The sequence below is a fragment of the Ruegeria sp. BG5 genome (genome assembly GCF_056538425.1).
Map to the genome: position 1 here is coordinate 63,908 of NZ_JBQFTC010000005.1, position 15,734 is coordinate 79,641.

At 61.7% G+C, this 15,734-nt stretch carries 13 protein-coding genes; 8 read left to right on the forward strand and 5 right to left on the reverse strand.

What is annotated here, in order from left to right:
• Nucleotides 1–274 precede the first annotated feature (274 nt).
• The gene (locus ACR0KX_RS15180) at nucleotides 275–1,843 is read left to right on the forward strand and encodes a 2-isopropylmalate synthase (RefSeq protein ID WP_170455540.1); all 1,569 of its coding nucleotides are present in this window, start codon (nucleotides 275–277) and stop codon (nucleotides 1,841–1,843) included.
• A 161-nt stretch (nucleotides 1,844–2,004) separates the two neighbouring features.
• Here ACR0KX_RS15180 and ACR0KX_RS15185 read toward each other — a convergent pair whose 3' ends face one another.
• Nucleotides 2,005–2,790: a 23S rRNA (adenine(2030)-N(6))-methyltransferase RlmJ gene (locus tag ACR0KX_RS15185; RefSeq protein ID WP_170623956.1), complete on the reverse strand. Its 786-nt coding sequence runs from the start codon at nucleotides 2,788–2,790 to the stop codon at nucleotides 2,005–2,007.
• A gap of 155 nt (nucleotides 2,791–2,945) precedes the next feature.
• Here ACR0KX_RS15185 and ACR0KX_RS15190 point away from each other — a divergent pair, with 155 nt between their 5' ends.
• Genes ACR0KX_RS15190 through ACR0KX_RS15215 form a run of 6 tightly spaced genes read left to right on the forward strand, consistent with a single transcriptional unit; the run spans nucleotide 2,946 to nucleotide 9,512 of the window.
• Nucleotides 2,946–3,992, forward strand: a complete 1,047-nt coding sequence (locus tag ACR0KX_RS15190) for a rod shape-determining protein (RefSeq protein WP_039523195.1) — start codon at nucleotides 2,946–2,948, stop codon at nucleotides 3,990–3,992.
• Nucleotides 3,993–4,050: 58 nt separating this feature from the next.
• Complete coding sequence (mreC, locus tag ACR0KX_RS15195) at nucleotides 4,051–4,953, forward strand: rod shape-determining protein MreC (protein ID WP_170455545.1); 903 nt, start codon at nucleotides 4,051–4,053, stop codon at nucleotides 4,951–4,953.
• Nucleotides 4,946–5,482, forward strand: coding sequence for a rod shape-determining protein MreD (locus tag ACR0KX_RS15200; RefSeq protein ID WP_170455547.1), 537 nt, complete (start codon nucleotides 4,946–4,948; stop codon nucleotides 5,480–5,482). Before mreC ends, ACR0KX_RS15200 begins: the two co-directional genes overlap by 8 nt.
• Nucleotides 5,479–7,428, forward strand: coding sequence for a penicillin-binding protein 2 (mrdA, locus tag ACR0KX_RS15205; protein WP_170455548.1), 1,950 nt, complete (start codon nucleotides 5,479–5,481; stop codon nucleotides 7,426–7,428). The genes ACR0KX_RS15200 and mrdA overlap by 4 nt, the downstream gene beginning before the upstream one ends.
• Entirely contained in the window at nucleotides 7,425–8,564 is a 1,140-nt protein-coding gene (gene rodA / locus ACR0KX_RS15210; RefSeq protein WP_170455550.1) for a rod shape-determining protein RodA, read from the forward strand. Before mrdA ends, rodA begins: the two co-directional genes overlap by 4 nt.
• A gap of 15 nt (nucleotides 8,565–8,579) precedes the next feature.
• Nucleotides 8,580–9,512 carry a 2-hydroxyacid dehydrogenase gene (locus tag ACR0KX_RS15215; protein ID WP_170623958.1) on the forward strand — a complete coding sequence of 311 codons (933 nt, stop codon included), beginning with the start codon at nucleotides 8,580–8,582 and terminating at the stop codon, nucleotides 9,510–9,512.
• Between the two features lie 13 nt (nucleotides 9,513–9,525).
• On the opposite strand, the gene ACR0KX_RS15220 is transcribed toward ACR0KX_RS15215, so the two are convergent.
• Nucleotides 9,526–11,541 (reverse strand): M3 family metallopeptidase, encoded by a 2,016-nt coding sequence (locus ACR0KX_RS15220; RefSeq protein ID WP_170623960.1) that lies wholly within the window; start codon nucleotides 11,539–11,541, stop codon nucleotides 9,526–9,528.
• A 143-nt stretch (nucleotides 11,542–11,684) separates the two neighbouring features.
• Between ACR0KX_RS15220 and ACR0KX_RS15225 the strand changes: the two genes are divergently transcribed.
• The gene (locus tag ACR0KX_RS15225; protein ID WP_170623962.1) at nucleotides 11,685–12,896 is read left to right on the forward strand and encodes an aminotransferase class I/II-fold pyridoxal phosphate-dependent enzyme; all 1,212 of its coding nucleotides are present in this window, start codon (nucleotides 11,685–11,687) and stop codon (nucleotides 12,894–12,896) included.
• 84 nt (nucleotides 12,897–12,980) lie between these two features.
• Here ACR0KX_RS15225 and ACR0KX_RS15230 read toward each other — a convergent pair whose 3' ends face one another.
• Genes ACR0KX_RS15230 through coaBC form a run of 3 tightly spaced genes read right to left on the reverse strand, consistent with a single transcriptional unit; the run spans nucleotide 12,981 to nucleotide 15,719 of the window.
• Complete coding sequence (locus ACR0KX_RS15230; RefSeq protein WP_170623965.1) at nucleotides 12,981–14,036, reverse strand: molybdopterin-synthase adenylyltransferase MoeB; 1,056 nt, start codon at nucleotides 14,034–14,036, stop codon at nucleotides 12,981–12,983.
• The gene (gene dut, locus ACR0KX_RS15235; protein WP_170455559.1) at nucleotides 14,036–14,491 is read right to left on the reverse strand and encodes a dUTP diphosphatase; all 456 of its coding nucleotides are present in this window, start codon (nucleotides 14,489–14,491) and stop codon (nucleotides 14,036–14,038) included. Before dut ends, ACR0KX_RS15230 begins: the two co-directional genes overlap by 1 nt.
• Nucleotides 14,492–14,522: 31 nt before the next feature.
• A complete protein-coding gene (gene coaBC / locus ACR0KX_RS15240; protein WP_480708562.1) occupies nucleotides 14,523–15,719 on the reverse strand; it encodes a bifunctional phosphopantothenoylcysteine decarboxylase/phosphopantothenate--cysteine ligase CoaBC in 1,197 nt (398 codons plus the stop codon).
• Between the last annotated feature and the right edge of the window lie 15 nt (nucleotides 15,720–15,734).

Here is a 15,734-nt window from a genome sequence, read left to right on the forward strand (position 1 = left end):
GCAGCACAGATGGGTTCAACACGCAAAGCAAAAGAAACCGGACCAAATCCGCAAAGCCTGAAAATTGGTTCTTTTCATTCCCCTTCTGCTCTGTATAAGTTTCGCCCATGATCAACCGCGCAGATATCCCTTTTGCCGACACCGCCTTTGGCGGTACGTCGCTGCGTGGCCTACTGATCCTAATCCGCCTCTGAGCGTGCCATCCGGCGCGCCCGCTCAGAGGAGGACGCCCGCGCGCCATAGGCTTTAGGACAGAAGAAGAAAGAGAAATCCCATGACCAACGTGACCGACCAAGACCGCGTCTTGATCTTCGATACCACTTTGCGCGACGGCGAGCAGAGCCCCGGCGCCACCATGACCCATGAAGAAAAGCTGGAGATCGCCGAACTGCTGGACGAGATGGGCGTCGACATCATCGAGGCGGGTTTTCCCATCGCCTCGGAAGGCGATTTCAAAGCCGTCACCGAAATTTCCCAGCGCGCCAAGAACAGCCGCATCTGTGGTCTGGCCCGCGCCAATTTCAACGATATCGACCGGTGCTGGGAGGCGATCAAACACGCCGAGAAAAGCCGCATTCACACATTTATCGGCACCTCTCCGCTGCATCGGGCCATTCCGAACCTGACCCAGGACGAGATGGCCGAGAAAATCCACGACACCGTCACCCATGCCCGCAATCTGTGCGAAAACGTGCAGTGGTCGCCGATGGATGCAACGCGGACCGAGTGGGACTACCTGTGCCGTGTGATCGAGATTGCGATCAAGGCGGGTGCGACCACGATCAACATTCCCGACACGGTGGGCTACACGGCACCGCTGGAATCGGCTGATTTGATCAAGCGTCTGATCGCAACCGTCCCCGGCGCGGATGAGGTCGTGTTTGCGACCCACTGCCACAACGATCTGGGCATGGCGACGGCGAACTCGCTGGCGGCCGTCATCGGCGGCGCGCGTCAGATCGAATGCACCATCAACGGTCTGGGTGAGCGTGCGGGCAACACCGCGCTGGAAGAGGTCGTGATGGCCATGCGCACGCGCAACGATATCATGCCCTACCACACCGGTATCGACACCACCAAGATCATGCATATCTCGCGCCGGGTCGCCACCGTGTCGGGCTTCAACGTGCAGTTCAACAAGGCCATCGTCGGCAAGAACGCATTTGCCCACGAAAGCGGCATCCATCAGGACGGGATGCTGAAGAACCGTGACAATTTCGAGATCATGCGCCCCGAAGATGTCGGCCTTACCGGCACATCCCTGCCGCTGGGCAAACATTCGGGCCGCGCCGCCCTGCGCGACAAACTTGAGACGCTTGGCTTTGAGGTCGGGGACAACCAGCTTCGCGATATCTTTGTCCGCTTCAAGGACCTGGCCGACCGCAAAAAAGAGGTCTTTGACGACGACCTGATCGCCCTGATGACGCTGGACGAGGCGGATGACTACCTGCAACTGGTGTCGATGAAGGTCACCTGCGGCACTGGCGGACAGGCCGAGTCGACGGTCGAGCTGGAGATGGACGGCAAGGACATCATCGCAACCGAACATGGGGATGGGCCGGTCGATGCCACCTTCAAGGCGATCCGTGCGATTTACCCCAACAAAGCGCATTTGCAGCTCTATCAGGTGCACGCGGTGACCGAAGGCACGGACGCGCAAGCCACCGTCTCGGTGCGTCTGGAAGAAGACGGCATGATCGCCACCGGCCAATCTGCAAACACAGATACCGTCGTAGCCTCGGCCAAGGCGTATATCCACGCGCTGAACCGTCTGATCATGCGTCGTGAGAAAGCAGGCCCCGGAGCGGACACGCGCGAGATCAGTTACAAGGACCTGACCTAAACAGACCAAAGGCTCCCGCACCCGCGGCGGCCCGGCTTCGCCGACCCTTCTTGGGTTTTGGGCCCGGCAGCGCGCCTGCGGCGCGCTGCCGGGCCCAACTCGGTTGACGGCATCTTTGATGCTGGCAAGCGAGGCGGGAGACCCCTTTGCCGCACCAGCTTTCAAAGGGTTTTGAACAAGTCCGTCAGTCTCTGCGCTTCGTCGCTCAGGCCAAACGGCGCGTTGATCACGAACATGCCGGATCCGATCATGCGATGATCCTTTCGCGCCGCCGGAAAGGTCACCTCGTGCCGCATCGCTTTGGGTAAGTTCTGCCGAACCAATGCATCGACCATCTGTTGTTGGCGGTTATCCCGCAAGATCGGATACCAAAGCGCGATGACCCCGACATTCCATTTGCGATGCAGCTTGGCGATGATGCCCGGCAGGCGATCATACTCCGTTTTCACCTCATAACTCGGATCGATCAGCAGCATCCCCCGGCGCGGTGTGGGCGGCAGCAGGGACTGCGCCAGATCGTATCCGTCCTGCTTGTAGGTTTTGACATTGCCCCCTGGCACGGCCTGCGACAGCGCGGCATATTCCTGCGGATGCAGTTCGGCAAAATGCAAACTATCCTGTTGTCTGAGCAAACTTGCCGCAATCAGGGGTGATCCCGGATAACACGCCGACCCAAATCTGGACCGCGTCGCCACGATGGCCTGCGCCAGCGGATGCGATGCCTCGAACCATTCGCCCCGCTGCACCCGCTCAATCCCCGCCGCCGCTTCACCCGTCTTGCGCGCCTCGTCTGAATCCAGCCGGTACACCCCGCGCCCGGAATGGGTTTCCACATAGGTCAACGGCTTGTCCTTGCGGGTCAGATAAGACAGCGTCCATGCCAATATTGCGTGCTTTTGCACGTCGGCCAGATTCCCGGCGTGGTAAATATGTTGATATGAGAGCATGTTGCCTTCTAAAGTCCCTGCAAATGAGGCGAAAAGGTGCTGATTGTCGCGGAATCAGCCCTTTTACCGGGCGAGTTGGCACCCTATAAGTCATCCGTCCCGGAACCGTCGAGTCGCGGGCAGTAGAAAAACCGACATACAGGATCAGGGAAAACATGGGGATCTTTGGCAATCTGGGCGGCCTGTTCACAGCGGACATGGCTATCGACCTTGGGACAGCAAACACGCTGGTTTATGTCAAAGGTCGCGGTGTGATCCTGTCTGAACCTTCGGTTGTGGCCTATCACGTCAAGGACGGCGTAAAAAAGGTTCTGGCCGTCGGAGAAGACGCCAAGCTGATGCTGGGCCGGACCCCCGGTTCCATCGAGGCGATCCGCCCGATGCGCGAGGGCGTGATTGCAGATTTCGACACCGCCGAAGAGATGATCAAGCATTTCATCCGCAAGGTGCACAAACGCTCGACCTTCTCAAAACCCAAGATCATCGTCTGCGTCCCTCATGGCGCGACACCCGTTGAAAAGCGCGCGATCCGTCAGTCGGTTCTGTCCGCAGGCGCCCGCCGCGCCGGTTTGATTGCGGAACCGATTGCGGCAGCCATTGGCGCAGGGATGCCGATCACTGATCCGACCGGCAACATGGTCGTCGATATCGGCGGCGGCACCACCGAGGTTGCGGTTCTGTCGCTGGGCGACATCGTCTATGCCCGCTCAGTCCGCGTTGGCGGCGACCGAATGGACGAGGCCATTATCTCGTACCTGCGGCGTCAGCAGAACCTGCTGGTCGGTGAATCCACCGCTGAACGGATCAAGACCACCATCGGCACCGCCCGGATGCCCGACGATGGCCGGGGCCAGTCGATGCATATCCGCGGCCGCGACCTGCTGAACGGCGTGCCCAAGGAAATCGAGATCAGCCAGGCCCAGGTGGCCGAGGCTCTGTCGGAACCGGTCCAGCAGATCTGCGAGGCGGTGATGACCGCGCTGGAAACCACGCCGCCCGATCTGGCGGCGGATATTGTGGACCGGGGCGTGATGCTGACCGGCGGCGGCGCGCTGCTAGGCGATCTGGATCTGGCCCTGCGCGAACAGACCGGTCTGGCCGTGTCGATTGCCGATGAAAGCCTGAATTGTGTGGCTTTGGGCACCGGCAAGGCGCTAGAATACGAAAAACAGCTGCGCCACGCGATTGACTACGAAAGCTAAGGCGCGCACCCTTCGCACATAGGGTAAATTCGGCACGAGCAGCACGGGAAGGTAACCTGTGGCAAAAGACCGATCACAGCGCGATGACTACACGACCCCGCTGCGGCGTCTGCTTCTGGGGATCGTTGTGCTGTGCCTGTTGGGCATCTTTGTCGTCTGGCGCATTGATAGCCCTCGGGTTGAGCGTTTCCGCGCTCAGGTGGTGGACGCCGTTGTCCCCTCGATGGAATGGGCCATGGTGCCGGTGACGGCGACCGTCAATCTGGTGCGCGACTTCCAAAGCTATCAGCGCCTGAGCGAACAAAACCGCGAGCTGCGGTCCGAACTGCGCCTGATGCGCGCCTGGAAAGAGGCCGCGCTGCAACTCGAACAGGAAAACGCGCGCCTGCTGGACTTGAACAATGTGCGCCTTGATCCGCGCCTGACCTATATCACTGGGGTTGTGATGGCAGATAGCGGCTCACCCTTCCGGCAGTCCGTTCTGCTGAATGTGGGTGAGCGTGACGGGATCGTCGACGGCTGGGCCACGATGGACGGGATCGGGCTGGTCGGGCGGATTTCGGGCGTGGGGCCAGATACGGCGCGTGTCATTCTGCTGACCGACGCCTCTAGCGCCATTCCCGCGACCATCCAGCCATCGGGGCAAACGGCCCTGATCGCCGGCGACAACACCCCGGCCCCAGCCGTCGAATTCCTTGAAAACCGCGAACTTGTGCGCCCCGGCGACCGGGTGATTACCTCGGGCGATGGGGGCGTATTTCCCGCCGGACTGCTGATCGGCCAGATTGCCGCAGACCCCGGCGGTCGCCTGCGCGTGCGCCTGTCCGCCGACTTCGAGCGGCTGGAGTTTCTGCGGGTTCTGCGGTTCAACGCGGCGCCCTCGATCCGCGATCCCGGTGGCATTGTCGGCCCGGCGCGCCCCGAAGCCGCTCTGACACCCAATGAGGCCGGCGATGGATAAACCTGCCTCACATAACTGGGCGATGCGGGGGCTTTACGTGGTGTTGGCGTTTCTGGTCCTGTTCCTCCACCTTCTGCCGCTGAACGCGCAACCGGATCGCTGGCCCTTTCCGGATGTCATGATCGCGCTGACCTTTGCATGGGTGCTGCGCCGCCCGGATTACGTACCGACCTTGCTGATCGCCGCCGTGTTGCTGATGGCTGACTTGCTGTTGCAACGCCCGCCCGGATTACTGGCGGCGCTGGTGGTTTTGGGCGCGGCCTACCTGCGCTCGGCAGCACCTGGCATGCGGGATGCGGGCTTTGTGGGTGAATGGATGTCGGTCGGCATGGTCACAACTGCCGTATTTCTTGGAAACCGCGTTATTCTGGCCGTCCTGTCCGTTGATCAGGCCGCCTTTGCGCCCGTCCTATTTCAGCTGGTCGTGACGATTGTGGCCTATCCGACAATTGTTCTGCTCAGCCAGTCCGTCTTTGGCGTGCGACGGATGTCGGCAGCAGACGTCAGTGTTGCGGGGGCACGGGCATGAAGCCGCGCAAGACCAAAACCCAGGGCCTTGCCTATAAACGCCTGCCGCGCCGGGCCTTGATACTGGGCGGGCTGCAAGCGGCCTTTGTCGGCGGGCTGGCGGCGCGGATGCGGTTCATGCAGGTCGATCAGGCTGATCAATATCGGCTTCTGGCCGAAGAAAACCGCATCAATATCCGCCTGATCCCACCCACACGCGGGCGGATCTATGACCGTAACGGGCAGATCATCGGGCAAAACACGCCGTCCTACCGTATCGTCATCGTGCGCGAGGATGCAGGCGACGTCGACAAGGTGATCGCCGAGCTGTCCAGCATCATCCCCCTGAACGAGGATGAGATCGAACGCGCCAAGACCGAGATGCGCCGCTCGGCCCCGTTTCTGCCGGTGACGCTGGCCGATCAGGTGACGTGGGAGGACATCTCGAAAGTTGCGGTGAACGCCCCGGCCCTGCCCGGCGTTACGCCAGAGGTCGGTTCAACCCGGCAATACCCCAGATATGAGGATTTCGCTCATATCGTCGGATATGTCGGCCCGGTCAGCGATTATGATCTCAGCCAGATCGAAGATCCCGAACCGGTGCTACGCATCCCGCGCTTCCAGATCGGCAAGGTCGGATTGGAAGCCAAACAGGAGATCTCGCTGCGAGGCCGTGCCGGCTCCAAGCGGATCGAGGTTAACGCTTCGGGCCGAGTGATGCGTGAATTGGACCGGCAGGAGGGTCAGCCCGGTGCCGACCTTCAGCTCTCGGTCGATGCGGACCTGCAGCAATATGCGCAAGCCCGACTGGCCGGGGAAAGCGCCGCCGCTGTGGTCATCGACTGCGAAACCGGCGATCTGCGCGCGATGGCCTCGGCCCCCAGCTTTGACCCCAACCTGTTCGTCCGCGGAATCTCGGTCGCGGATTACCAAATACTGACGCAGGACAAGTACCGCCCATTGGCCAACAAAACGGTGCAGGGCACCTATCCGCCAGGCTCCACCTTTAAGATGGTCACCGCTCTGGCAGCACTTGAGGCTGGTGTCATCGGTCCTGGCAATACCGTCTATTGCCCCGGCCACCTGAAGGTCGGCAGCCGCCGCTTCCACTGCTGGAAGCGTGGCGGTCATGGCATGGTGGACTTGAATACATCGCTGAAGCGCAGTTGCGACGTGTATTACTACGACGTGGCGATCAAGGTCGGCATCGACAAAATCTCTGAGATGTCCAACATCCTTGGCCTGGGAATAAAACATGACATTCCGATGTCCGCTGTGCGCGCCGGGCTGGCGCCCAATCAGGCATGGAAACAGCGGGTCCATGGCGAGGAATGGCTGATCGGTGATACCGCCAATGCGTCCATCGGGCAGGGCTTCATGCTCGCCTCGCCCATGCAACTGGCCGTGATGACTGCAAGGATCGCCACTGGACGCGCCGTTGCGCCCCGACTGGTGCGGTCGGTCAACGGGGTCGAACAGCCCTCGGGCGCGGGTGAAGCGCTAGCGATCAGCCCCACCAACCTGCGCTACATTCGCGAGGCAATGTGGTCGGTGTCGAACGACAGGCGCGGGACGGCCTATCGCAGCCGTATCATTGCGGATGATCTGCGTATGGCGGGCAAGACCGGCACCAGCCAGGTTCGCAACATCACCAAGGCCGAACGGGCTGCTGGGGTGATCCGCAATGAGGATTTGCCGTGGGAACGCCGAGATCACGCCCTGTTCGTCAGTTTTGCGCCCTACGACAATCCCAAATACGCGATTGCAGTGGTGGTGGAACATGGCGGTGGCGGATCGAAAGCAGCGGCCCCGGTTGCACGAGATATCATGCTACAGGCACTCTACAAGGGCACCCCGCCGCTTGAGGCGTACCCGGTCGCGGATCGCGACCGTATTAAAGAGCAGCAAAAGAGGCTTGAGGGCGACCGTCGCCCCAAAGCGCGTCCTGACGAAAAGGACCGCGCATGAGCTATTTAGAGTATAACGTCAAATCCACGCCATCGGGGTTCCGCAAGTTTCTGTACATGAACTGGCCTTTGACCCTGTTGCTGATCAGCACGGCCAGTGCCGGGTTCCTGATGCTCTATTCCGTGGCAGGCGGGTCGTGGATGCCCTGGGCCGAACCTCAGATGGAGCGGTTTGGTCTGGGCTTAACTGTGATGTTTATCATCGCGCTTGTACCGATCTGGTTCTGGCGAAATATGTCGGTGCTGGCTTATCTGGGTTCCATCGCTCTGCTGGTTTTTGTCGAGCTTTTTGGAACCATAGGTATGGGCGCTCAGCGCTGGATAGATCTTGGTTTCATGCGGCTGCAACCGTCCGAGGTTATGAAAGTCGCATTGGTCATGGTGCTGGCGGCTTATTACGATTGGCTGCCTTCTCACAAAACTTCTCGCCCGCTCTGGGTGATCATTCCGGTGATCCTTATCCTTATCCCGACCTTCATGGTCTTACGGCAACCGGACCTTGGCACCTCGATCCTGTTGCTGGCCGCCGGTGGCGGGTTGATGTTTTTGGCAGGTGTGCATTGGGCCTATTTTGCGGCGGTAATAGCGGCAGTGGCGGGGCTGATTGCCGCTGTCTTCAACAGCCGGGGAACCGAATGGCAGTTGCTGAAAGACTATCAGTTTCGCCGCATCGACACATTTCTTGATCCTTCATCCGATCCACTTGGCGACGGATACCATATCACCCAATCGAAAATCGCTTTGGGATCGGGTGGCTGGAACGGGCGCGGCTTCATGCAAGGCACCCAGTCGCGCCTGAATTTCCTGCCCGAGAAGCACACCGATTTCATCTTCACCACACTGGCCGAGGAATTCGGCTTTGTTGGCGGCATCACTCTGTTGATACTCTATGCTCTGATCCTGATCTTCTGCATGGTCACGGCGCTGTCGACCAAGGATCGGTTCTCGTCACTGGTGGTGCTGGGGATTGCGCTGAACTTCTTCCTGTTCTTTGCGGTCAACATGTCGATGGTGATGGGGTTGGCCCCGGTTGTGGGCGTACCGCTGCCAATGGTCAGCTATGGCGGGTCGGCCATGCTGGTCCTGATGGCAGCCTTCGGCATTGTCCAAAGCGCGCACATCCACCGCCCCCGCTGATCTGAAAGGCCCTTCATGCCCGTCAACGTCCTGTTCTCTGCGCGCCATGCCCTGTGGCCGATCTACGAGCCGCTGTTGACCAAGGGTCTGGCCCAGGCCGGGTTGGACGTGCATCTGGCCACCGACATGGACCCGGATCAGGTGGATTACGTCGTCTATGCGCCAAATGGCGGCTTGCTGGACTTCAAACCCTATTCTCGACTGAAAGCCGTCCTGAGCCTTTGGGCCGGGGTCGAAAGCATCGCCGACAACCAAACCCTGACCGTTCCATTGGCCCGTATGGTCGATCACGGCCTCACACAAGGCATGACGGAATGGGTCGTGGGCCATGTCCTGCGGTACCATCTGGGCATGGATACTCATATCACCCAGCAGGACGGTGTTTGGACCCCGATCGCGCCACCGCTTGCGACCGAGCGCACGGTCTGCGTGCTGGGGCTGGGAGAGTTGGGTCAAGCGGCAGCGCAGGCGCTGGCCACGCTGAACTTTCGCGTTTTGGGGTGGAGCCGCTCCCAAAAGGACATCCAGGGCGTGACCTGTCTGCATGGGGCCGACGGTTTGCGTACCGCCTTGTCCCAATCCGAAATCGTCGTGCTGCTGTTGCCAGACACGCAAGCGACGGAAAACACTCTGAACGCCGAAACGCTGGCGCTGTTGCCGAAAGGGGCAAAGATCATCAATCCGGGGCGCGGCCCGCTGATCGATGACAACGCCCTGCTGGAGGCGCTGAACACCGGGCAGGTCGGACACGCGACGCTGGATGTGTTTCGCATCGAACCCCTGCCGCCGGAACACCCCTATTGGACACATCCGAACGTGACCGTCACGCCGCATATCGCATCGGAAACCCGGCCTGTCACAGCGGCGCAGGTGATCTGCGAAAACATCCGACGCGGCGAAGCCGGTGAGCCGTTTGTGCATCTGGTGGACCGCCAGTTGGGATACTGACGGCCCGATCCGATCAGGCGGCGATCAACCCGCGCCCTTTCAGCAGGGCCTCGACACCCGGAAGGCGACCCCGGAAGGCCAGATACAGATCCTCGGCCTCACGCGAGCCGCCGGTGGAGAGGATATTGTCTTCCAGCGCCTTGGCGCGTTCGGGGTCAAAGGCCCCTCCGGCCTCTTCGAATGCGGCGAAGGCGTCGGCATCCATGACCTCGGACCACATGTAGCTGTAGTAGCCTGCGCTGTACCCGTCGCCCGCAAAGACATGGGCGAAATGCGGGGTGGCGTGGCGCATCCCGATGGCCTTTGGCATGCCGATTTTGGCCAGAACCTCGACCTGCTTAGCCATCGGATCCGCCGGGGCCGCGCCTTCGTGAAACGCCAGATCAACCAAGGCCGAGGCCACATATTCGACCGTCTGGAACCCCTGATCGAAATTGGCTGCCTTCAGCACCTTCTCCAACATCGCCTGAGGCATCGGCTCACCCGTCTCGGCATGGATGGCGTATTCGGCCAGAACCTCGGGCACTTCCAGCCAGTGTTCATAAAGCTGGCTGGGCAGTTCGACGAAATCCCGCGCGACCGATGTGCCCGAGATGCTTTCATAGGTCACGTTCGAAAGCATCTGATGCAGCGCATGCCCAAATTCATGAAACAACGTCCGCGCGTCATCATAAGACAACAGCGCGGGATCGCCCTTGGCAAAGTTGCAGACGTTAATCACGACGGGGGCCTGTTCTTCGGGAAACTTCGCCTGCGCCCGCATGGCGCTGCACCAGGCCCCTGACCGTTTCGAGCCTCGGGCGAAATAATCGCCAATGAAAACCGCCACATGCCTCCCGTTGCGCGTCACCTCCCACGCCCGGCAATCGGGGTGGTAGAGCGGCACGTCCAGCGGCGCGAACTCCAGCCCGAAAAGACGGTTGGCGCAGGCAAACGACGCCTCGATCATACGGTCGAGTTGCAGGTACGGTTTCAGCGCCGCCTCGTCCAGGTCATGCTCGGCCTTGCGGCGCTTCTCGGCATAGTATCGCCAGTCCCAGGCTTCCAAGGGGCCGTTCACGCCATCCTCTTGCATCATGCCGATCAGGATCTCGGCATCCGCATCGGCGCGGGCTTTGGCGGGGTCCCAAACCTGCATCAACAGATCGCGCACGCGGTCGGGCGAGCGGGCCATCTCGGTTTCCAGCTTGAAATCCGCGAAACTGTCATAGCCCAGCAGCTTGGCCCGCTCTTCCCGCAGGGTCAGGATTTCGGCTGCAATCTCGCGGTTGTCGGTCTCATTCCCATTTGCCCCCCGCGCAGCCCAGGCGCGATAGGCTGTTTCCCGCAGGTCGCGGCGGGATGAGAACTGCAGAAACGGCACGATCAGCGAGCGGGACAGGGTCACGACCGGCCCGTTCGCGCCCTTTTCCTCACCCGCTGCGCGGGCCGCAGCGATGACGAAATCGGGCAGGCCGTCCAGATCATCCTCGGCCAGAACCATGAACCAATCGCGCTCATCCGCCAGCAGGTTCTGGGTGAACGAGGTGCCCAGCGAGGCAAGGCGCGATTTGATCCCTTGCATCCTTTCATCGGCCTCGCCCTGCAGCGCGGCACCAGCGCGGACAAAGCCGCGATGGGTCAGCATCAGAACTCGGGCCTGTTCATCGCTCAGGTCCAGATCATCGCGCCGCTGCCAAAGATCGGCCACCCGGCGGAACAGATCCTTGTTCGATGAAATGCCCGAGAAATGCGCCGACAGTTTCGGTGAAAAGTCACGCTGCAACTCTTCCCGTTTGGGGTTGCTGTCGGCCCCTGCCACCGTGAAAAACACCGACAGGACCTTATCCAATTGCTCCCCCGCGGCCTCAAGCGCTTCGATCGTGTTGGCAAAGGTGGGCGCGTCCGGGTTTCCGGCAATCGCGTCGATCTGAGCGTTATGCGCAGCCATCGCCTTATCCAGTGCCGGGGCAAAATCTTCATCTGAAATCGCAGCGAAGGGCGCGATTTCAAAGGGCGTGGTCCAGTCGGACAGGATCGGGTTGGTCATGCAGATCTCCTTTGACCCTCAAGCTATGTAGGGCGCGGGGAATGGTCCAGAGGGGGTGGTACCGGAACCGGCAGAATTCGTCGCAAATCTGCTTGCCTTGTCGCGATAGCCCGCTCAGGTTCGACACGAAAGGGAGGACGCCCATGACAAAACCCAATCGCCCCGCCGGGATCATGACGACAGCGATCCATGCCGGGGATCCGCCAGACGCCTCGACCAACGCATCGGCCCCGCCGATCCACATGAGCTCGACCTATATCACCGAGGATCTGGCCGGGTTTTCCGCCCATGATCTGACGCCCGAGACGCCCTATGTGTATTCCCGCTGGGCCAACCCGACCGTGGCGGGGCTGGAGGCCAAGATCGCTGCGCTGCAGGGCACTGAGGCCTGTCTGGCGACCGCCTCGGGGATGGCGGCGGCCTCGGCGATCTTTTTCACCTTTCTGTCGGCGGGCGATCATCTGATTGTCTCCGACGTGTCTTATGCTGGCGTGGCCGAACTGGCGCGCGAGACACTGCCGCGCATGGGCATTGAGGTCTCAGCCGTGAACATGTCTAATCCGTCGAACGTGGCTGCGGCCCTGCGCCCCAACACGCGGCTGATCCATACCGAAACGCCGGTAAATCCCATCGGGCGGCTGACCGATCTGGCCGCAGTCTCGCGGCTGGCGCGTCAGGCCGGGGCGTTGCTGAGCTGTGATGCCACCTTTGCCTCGCCACTGGGCATGGACACGGTGGCGTTGGGTGTTGATCTGACGCTGCACTCGATCACGAAATATATTGGCGGGCATGGCGACGCGGTGGGAGGCGCGGTGGCCGGATCGGCGGAACTGATCGCCCGGATGCGGGCCGAGGCCGCGATCCATCACGGAGGCGTTCTGTCGCCGTTCAACGCCTGGCTGATCGCGCGCGGCGCCACCACCCTGCCCCTGCGCATGAAGGCCCATCAGGCCGGAGCCATGGCAGTGGCCGAATGGCTGGACAATGACCCGCGGGTCACCAAGGTGATCTATCCCGGCCTCGCGTCGCATCCGCAGGCCGAACTGGCGCAGCAACAGATGTCGAATATGTCCGGCATGATCTCATTCCAGGTGGGCAACGCTGCTGAGGGCGAACGCATCGCACAACAGATGATCGAGAGGCTTGAGGTGATCCACTATGCAGTCTCGCTGGGGCATCACCGCAGCCTGATCTTCTGGATGGGCACCGATGGGCTAATGGAGACGTCGTTCAAACTGAGCGGTGCGCAGTTGGAGGATTACCGCGCCTATGCAGGCGACGGGATTTTCCGTCTGTCGGTCGGGCTGGAAGATGCCGAGGACCTGATCGCCGATCTGGATCGCGCTTTGGGGTGAACGGGGCTCTCCCGCCCGCGCAGCGCGCATCGCAGATGCGCCTTGGCGCGGTTGGGCCGGGCCGCGCGCTGGCGCGCGCGGCGGTTACGCCTGGGCGGCTGCCTGCGCGCAGATCGGGCAATCGGCGCGTTTGGACAGGGTGATCTTGCGGCTTTCGCCATAAAGCGCGTCATAGATCAGCATTTCACCCCGCAAGGCGGCCCCGGCACCGGTGATCACCTTGATCGCCTCAACCGCCATCATGGATCCCACCACGCCGGGCAGCGGCCCGATCACTCCGGCTTCGGCGCAAGAAGGGGCCAGCCCGGCAGCAGGCGCTTCGGGAAAGATGCACTGATAGCACGGGCCTGTGGTGGCGGGGTCAAAGACGCTCAGCTGCCCTTCCCATTGCGAGAGCGCGCCGGAGATCAAAGGTTTCCCCAAGGCAACCGCCGTTCGGTTGGCCAGATAGCGGGTGTCGAAATTGTCCGTCCCGTCCAGGATCAGATCGAAATCGGCGAACAGGTCCGCCGCAATCTCATCGCTCAGGCGGCGATTGTAGGGCAGCACCACAACGTTCGGGTTTTGCGCTTCCATCGCCTGTTGCGCCGAGAAAACCTTGGGCATTCCGATGTCGGCGTCGCGGTGGATCACCTGCCGTTGCAGGTTGGCGTTTTCAACCACGTCGTCATCGATCACGCCGATGGTGCCGACACCCGCCGCCGCCAGATATTGCAACGCGGGCGCGCCCAGACCGCCCGCGCCGATGACAAGCACCCGCGCTTTTTTGAGTTTCTTCTGCCCCGGCCCGCCCAGTTCCCGCAAAACGATGTGACGGGCATAGCGATCCAGTTCGGTTTCAGAAAAACGACCCGTGGGTTTGGTGGCCTCCTGATCTGTCGCGGGCGTGGCCCGGTTGCGCAGGGCTTTCAGCATCCTGCCATAGGCCAGAACCAAAGCGGCAAACCCGGCCAGAATCAACCACATCGCGGCGGACCCACCGGTCGCTTCGCGCAAGGGGTTGCCGTCGGGCAGGATCAGCTGCGCAATGATGACGCCCGACAAAAGAACCGCGACCGAGACCAGCCGTGCCGTGCGCGATACACCAGCGACATAGCCGACGCCCCAAAGCCCGGCGGCCAACAGAAGAACCAGCAACATCAGCCGCGCCCGGTGGAGCCGAAGCCACCTGCCCCGCGTTCGGTATCGCTCAGGTCGTCCGCCACTAGGAACTCGGCCTGAACGACCGGGGCGACGACCAGTTGCGCAATACGTTCACCATGCGCCACGTCAAAGGGGTCTTGCCCGGCATTCATCAGGATCACGCCCAGGGGTCCGCGATAGTCGCTGTCGATTGTCCCCGGCGTGTTGGGCAGGGTGATCCCGTGTTTCAGGGCCAGCCCCGAGCGCGGGCGGACCTGAACCTCGTACCCTTGGGGGATTTCGATCCGCAGGCCGGTCGGGATCAAGGCGCGCTGCCCGGGCTCAAGTGTAATCGCCTTGCCGCCGGGAAGGTTTGCGCGCACATCTGCACCGGCGGCACCGGATGTTTCATAAGACGGCAATGCCACCGAGGCATCGGACCCCGCGTCGCGGATCACACGAATTGCGACCATTCCAGTTCCTCTTTGTTCATAGTCCAAGGCGTCAGTCGCCCAACGCCTCGGCAATCTTCTGGGCCAGACGGGCGGCCACCGCGTCTTTGCCCATGCGAGGCCATTCCTCGGCACCAGTGTCCGAGATCAGAACCACCGCGTTCTCGGCCCCGCCCATGATACCGGTCGAGGGGCTGACATCATTGGCGACAATCCAGTCACATTGCTTACGCAGTCGTTTCGCGGTGGCATTGTCCAGAACGTCATTTGTTTCCGCCGCAAAACCCACGACCAGCGCTGGCCGTCCCTGCTCCAGATGTGCAACCCGTTTCAGGATGTCGGGGTTTTCAGCAAACTCCAGCGCAGGCAAGCCGTCGCGGGTTTTCTTCAGCTTCCGGACCGAGGCGCTGGCGACACGCCAGTCGGCCACGGCGGCAGCAAACACACCAGCATCCACCGGCAGGGCGGCGTCGACCGCGTCCGACATTTCCTGCGCCGTTTCAACGCGCACCACCTGCACGCCTTCGGGCGGGGGCACATCGGCGGGGCCGGTGACAAAGACCACATCCGCCCCAAGCGCCGCCAAGGCCCGCGCCACGGCGGTGCCCTGCGCCCCCGACGACCGATTGGCGATATAGCGCACGGGATCGATGGGTTCATGCGTGGGGCCGGACGTCACCAGAATGCGCTTGCCCTGCAATGGGCCGTCCGACAATTGGGCCTCGATCGCGGCAACAATCTCTAGCGGTTCGGACATGCGGCCGGGACCGTATTCGCCGCAGGCCATATCCCCTTCGTTCGGGCCGACAAAGCGCACGCCATCCGCCTGCAATTGCGCAAGGTTGCGCTGGGTCGCGGGGTGATCCCACATCCGTACATTCATGGCAGGCGCACACAGAACGGGTGTGTCGGTGGCCATCAGAAGGGTCGAGGCCATATCATTCGCCAGACCCGAGGCCATCTTGCCCATCAGATCCGCCGTCGCCGGGGCAACAACGATCAAGTCGGCCGAGCGCGAAAGCTGTATATGGCCCATCTCGGCCTCATCGGTCAGGTCGAAGAGGTCGCGATAGACCTTTTCACCTGCAAGCGCGGATACGGACAAGGGCGTCACAAACTCTTCCGCCGCGCGGGTCACAACGGGGGTTACGGCCGCGCCACGCTCTTTCAGCCGCCGGATCAGGTCCAGCGATTTGTAGGCAGCTATCCCTCCGCCGATGATCAGCAAAATGCGTTTGGATGACAGCATGTTCAGCCCTTCCCG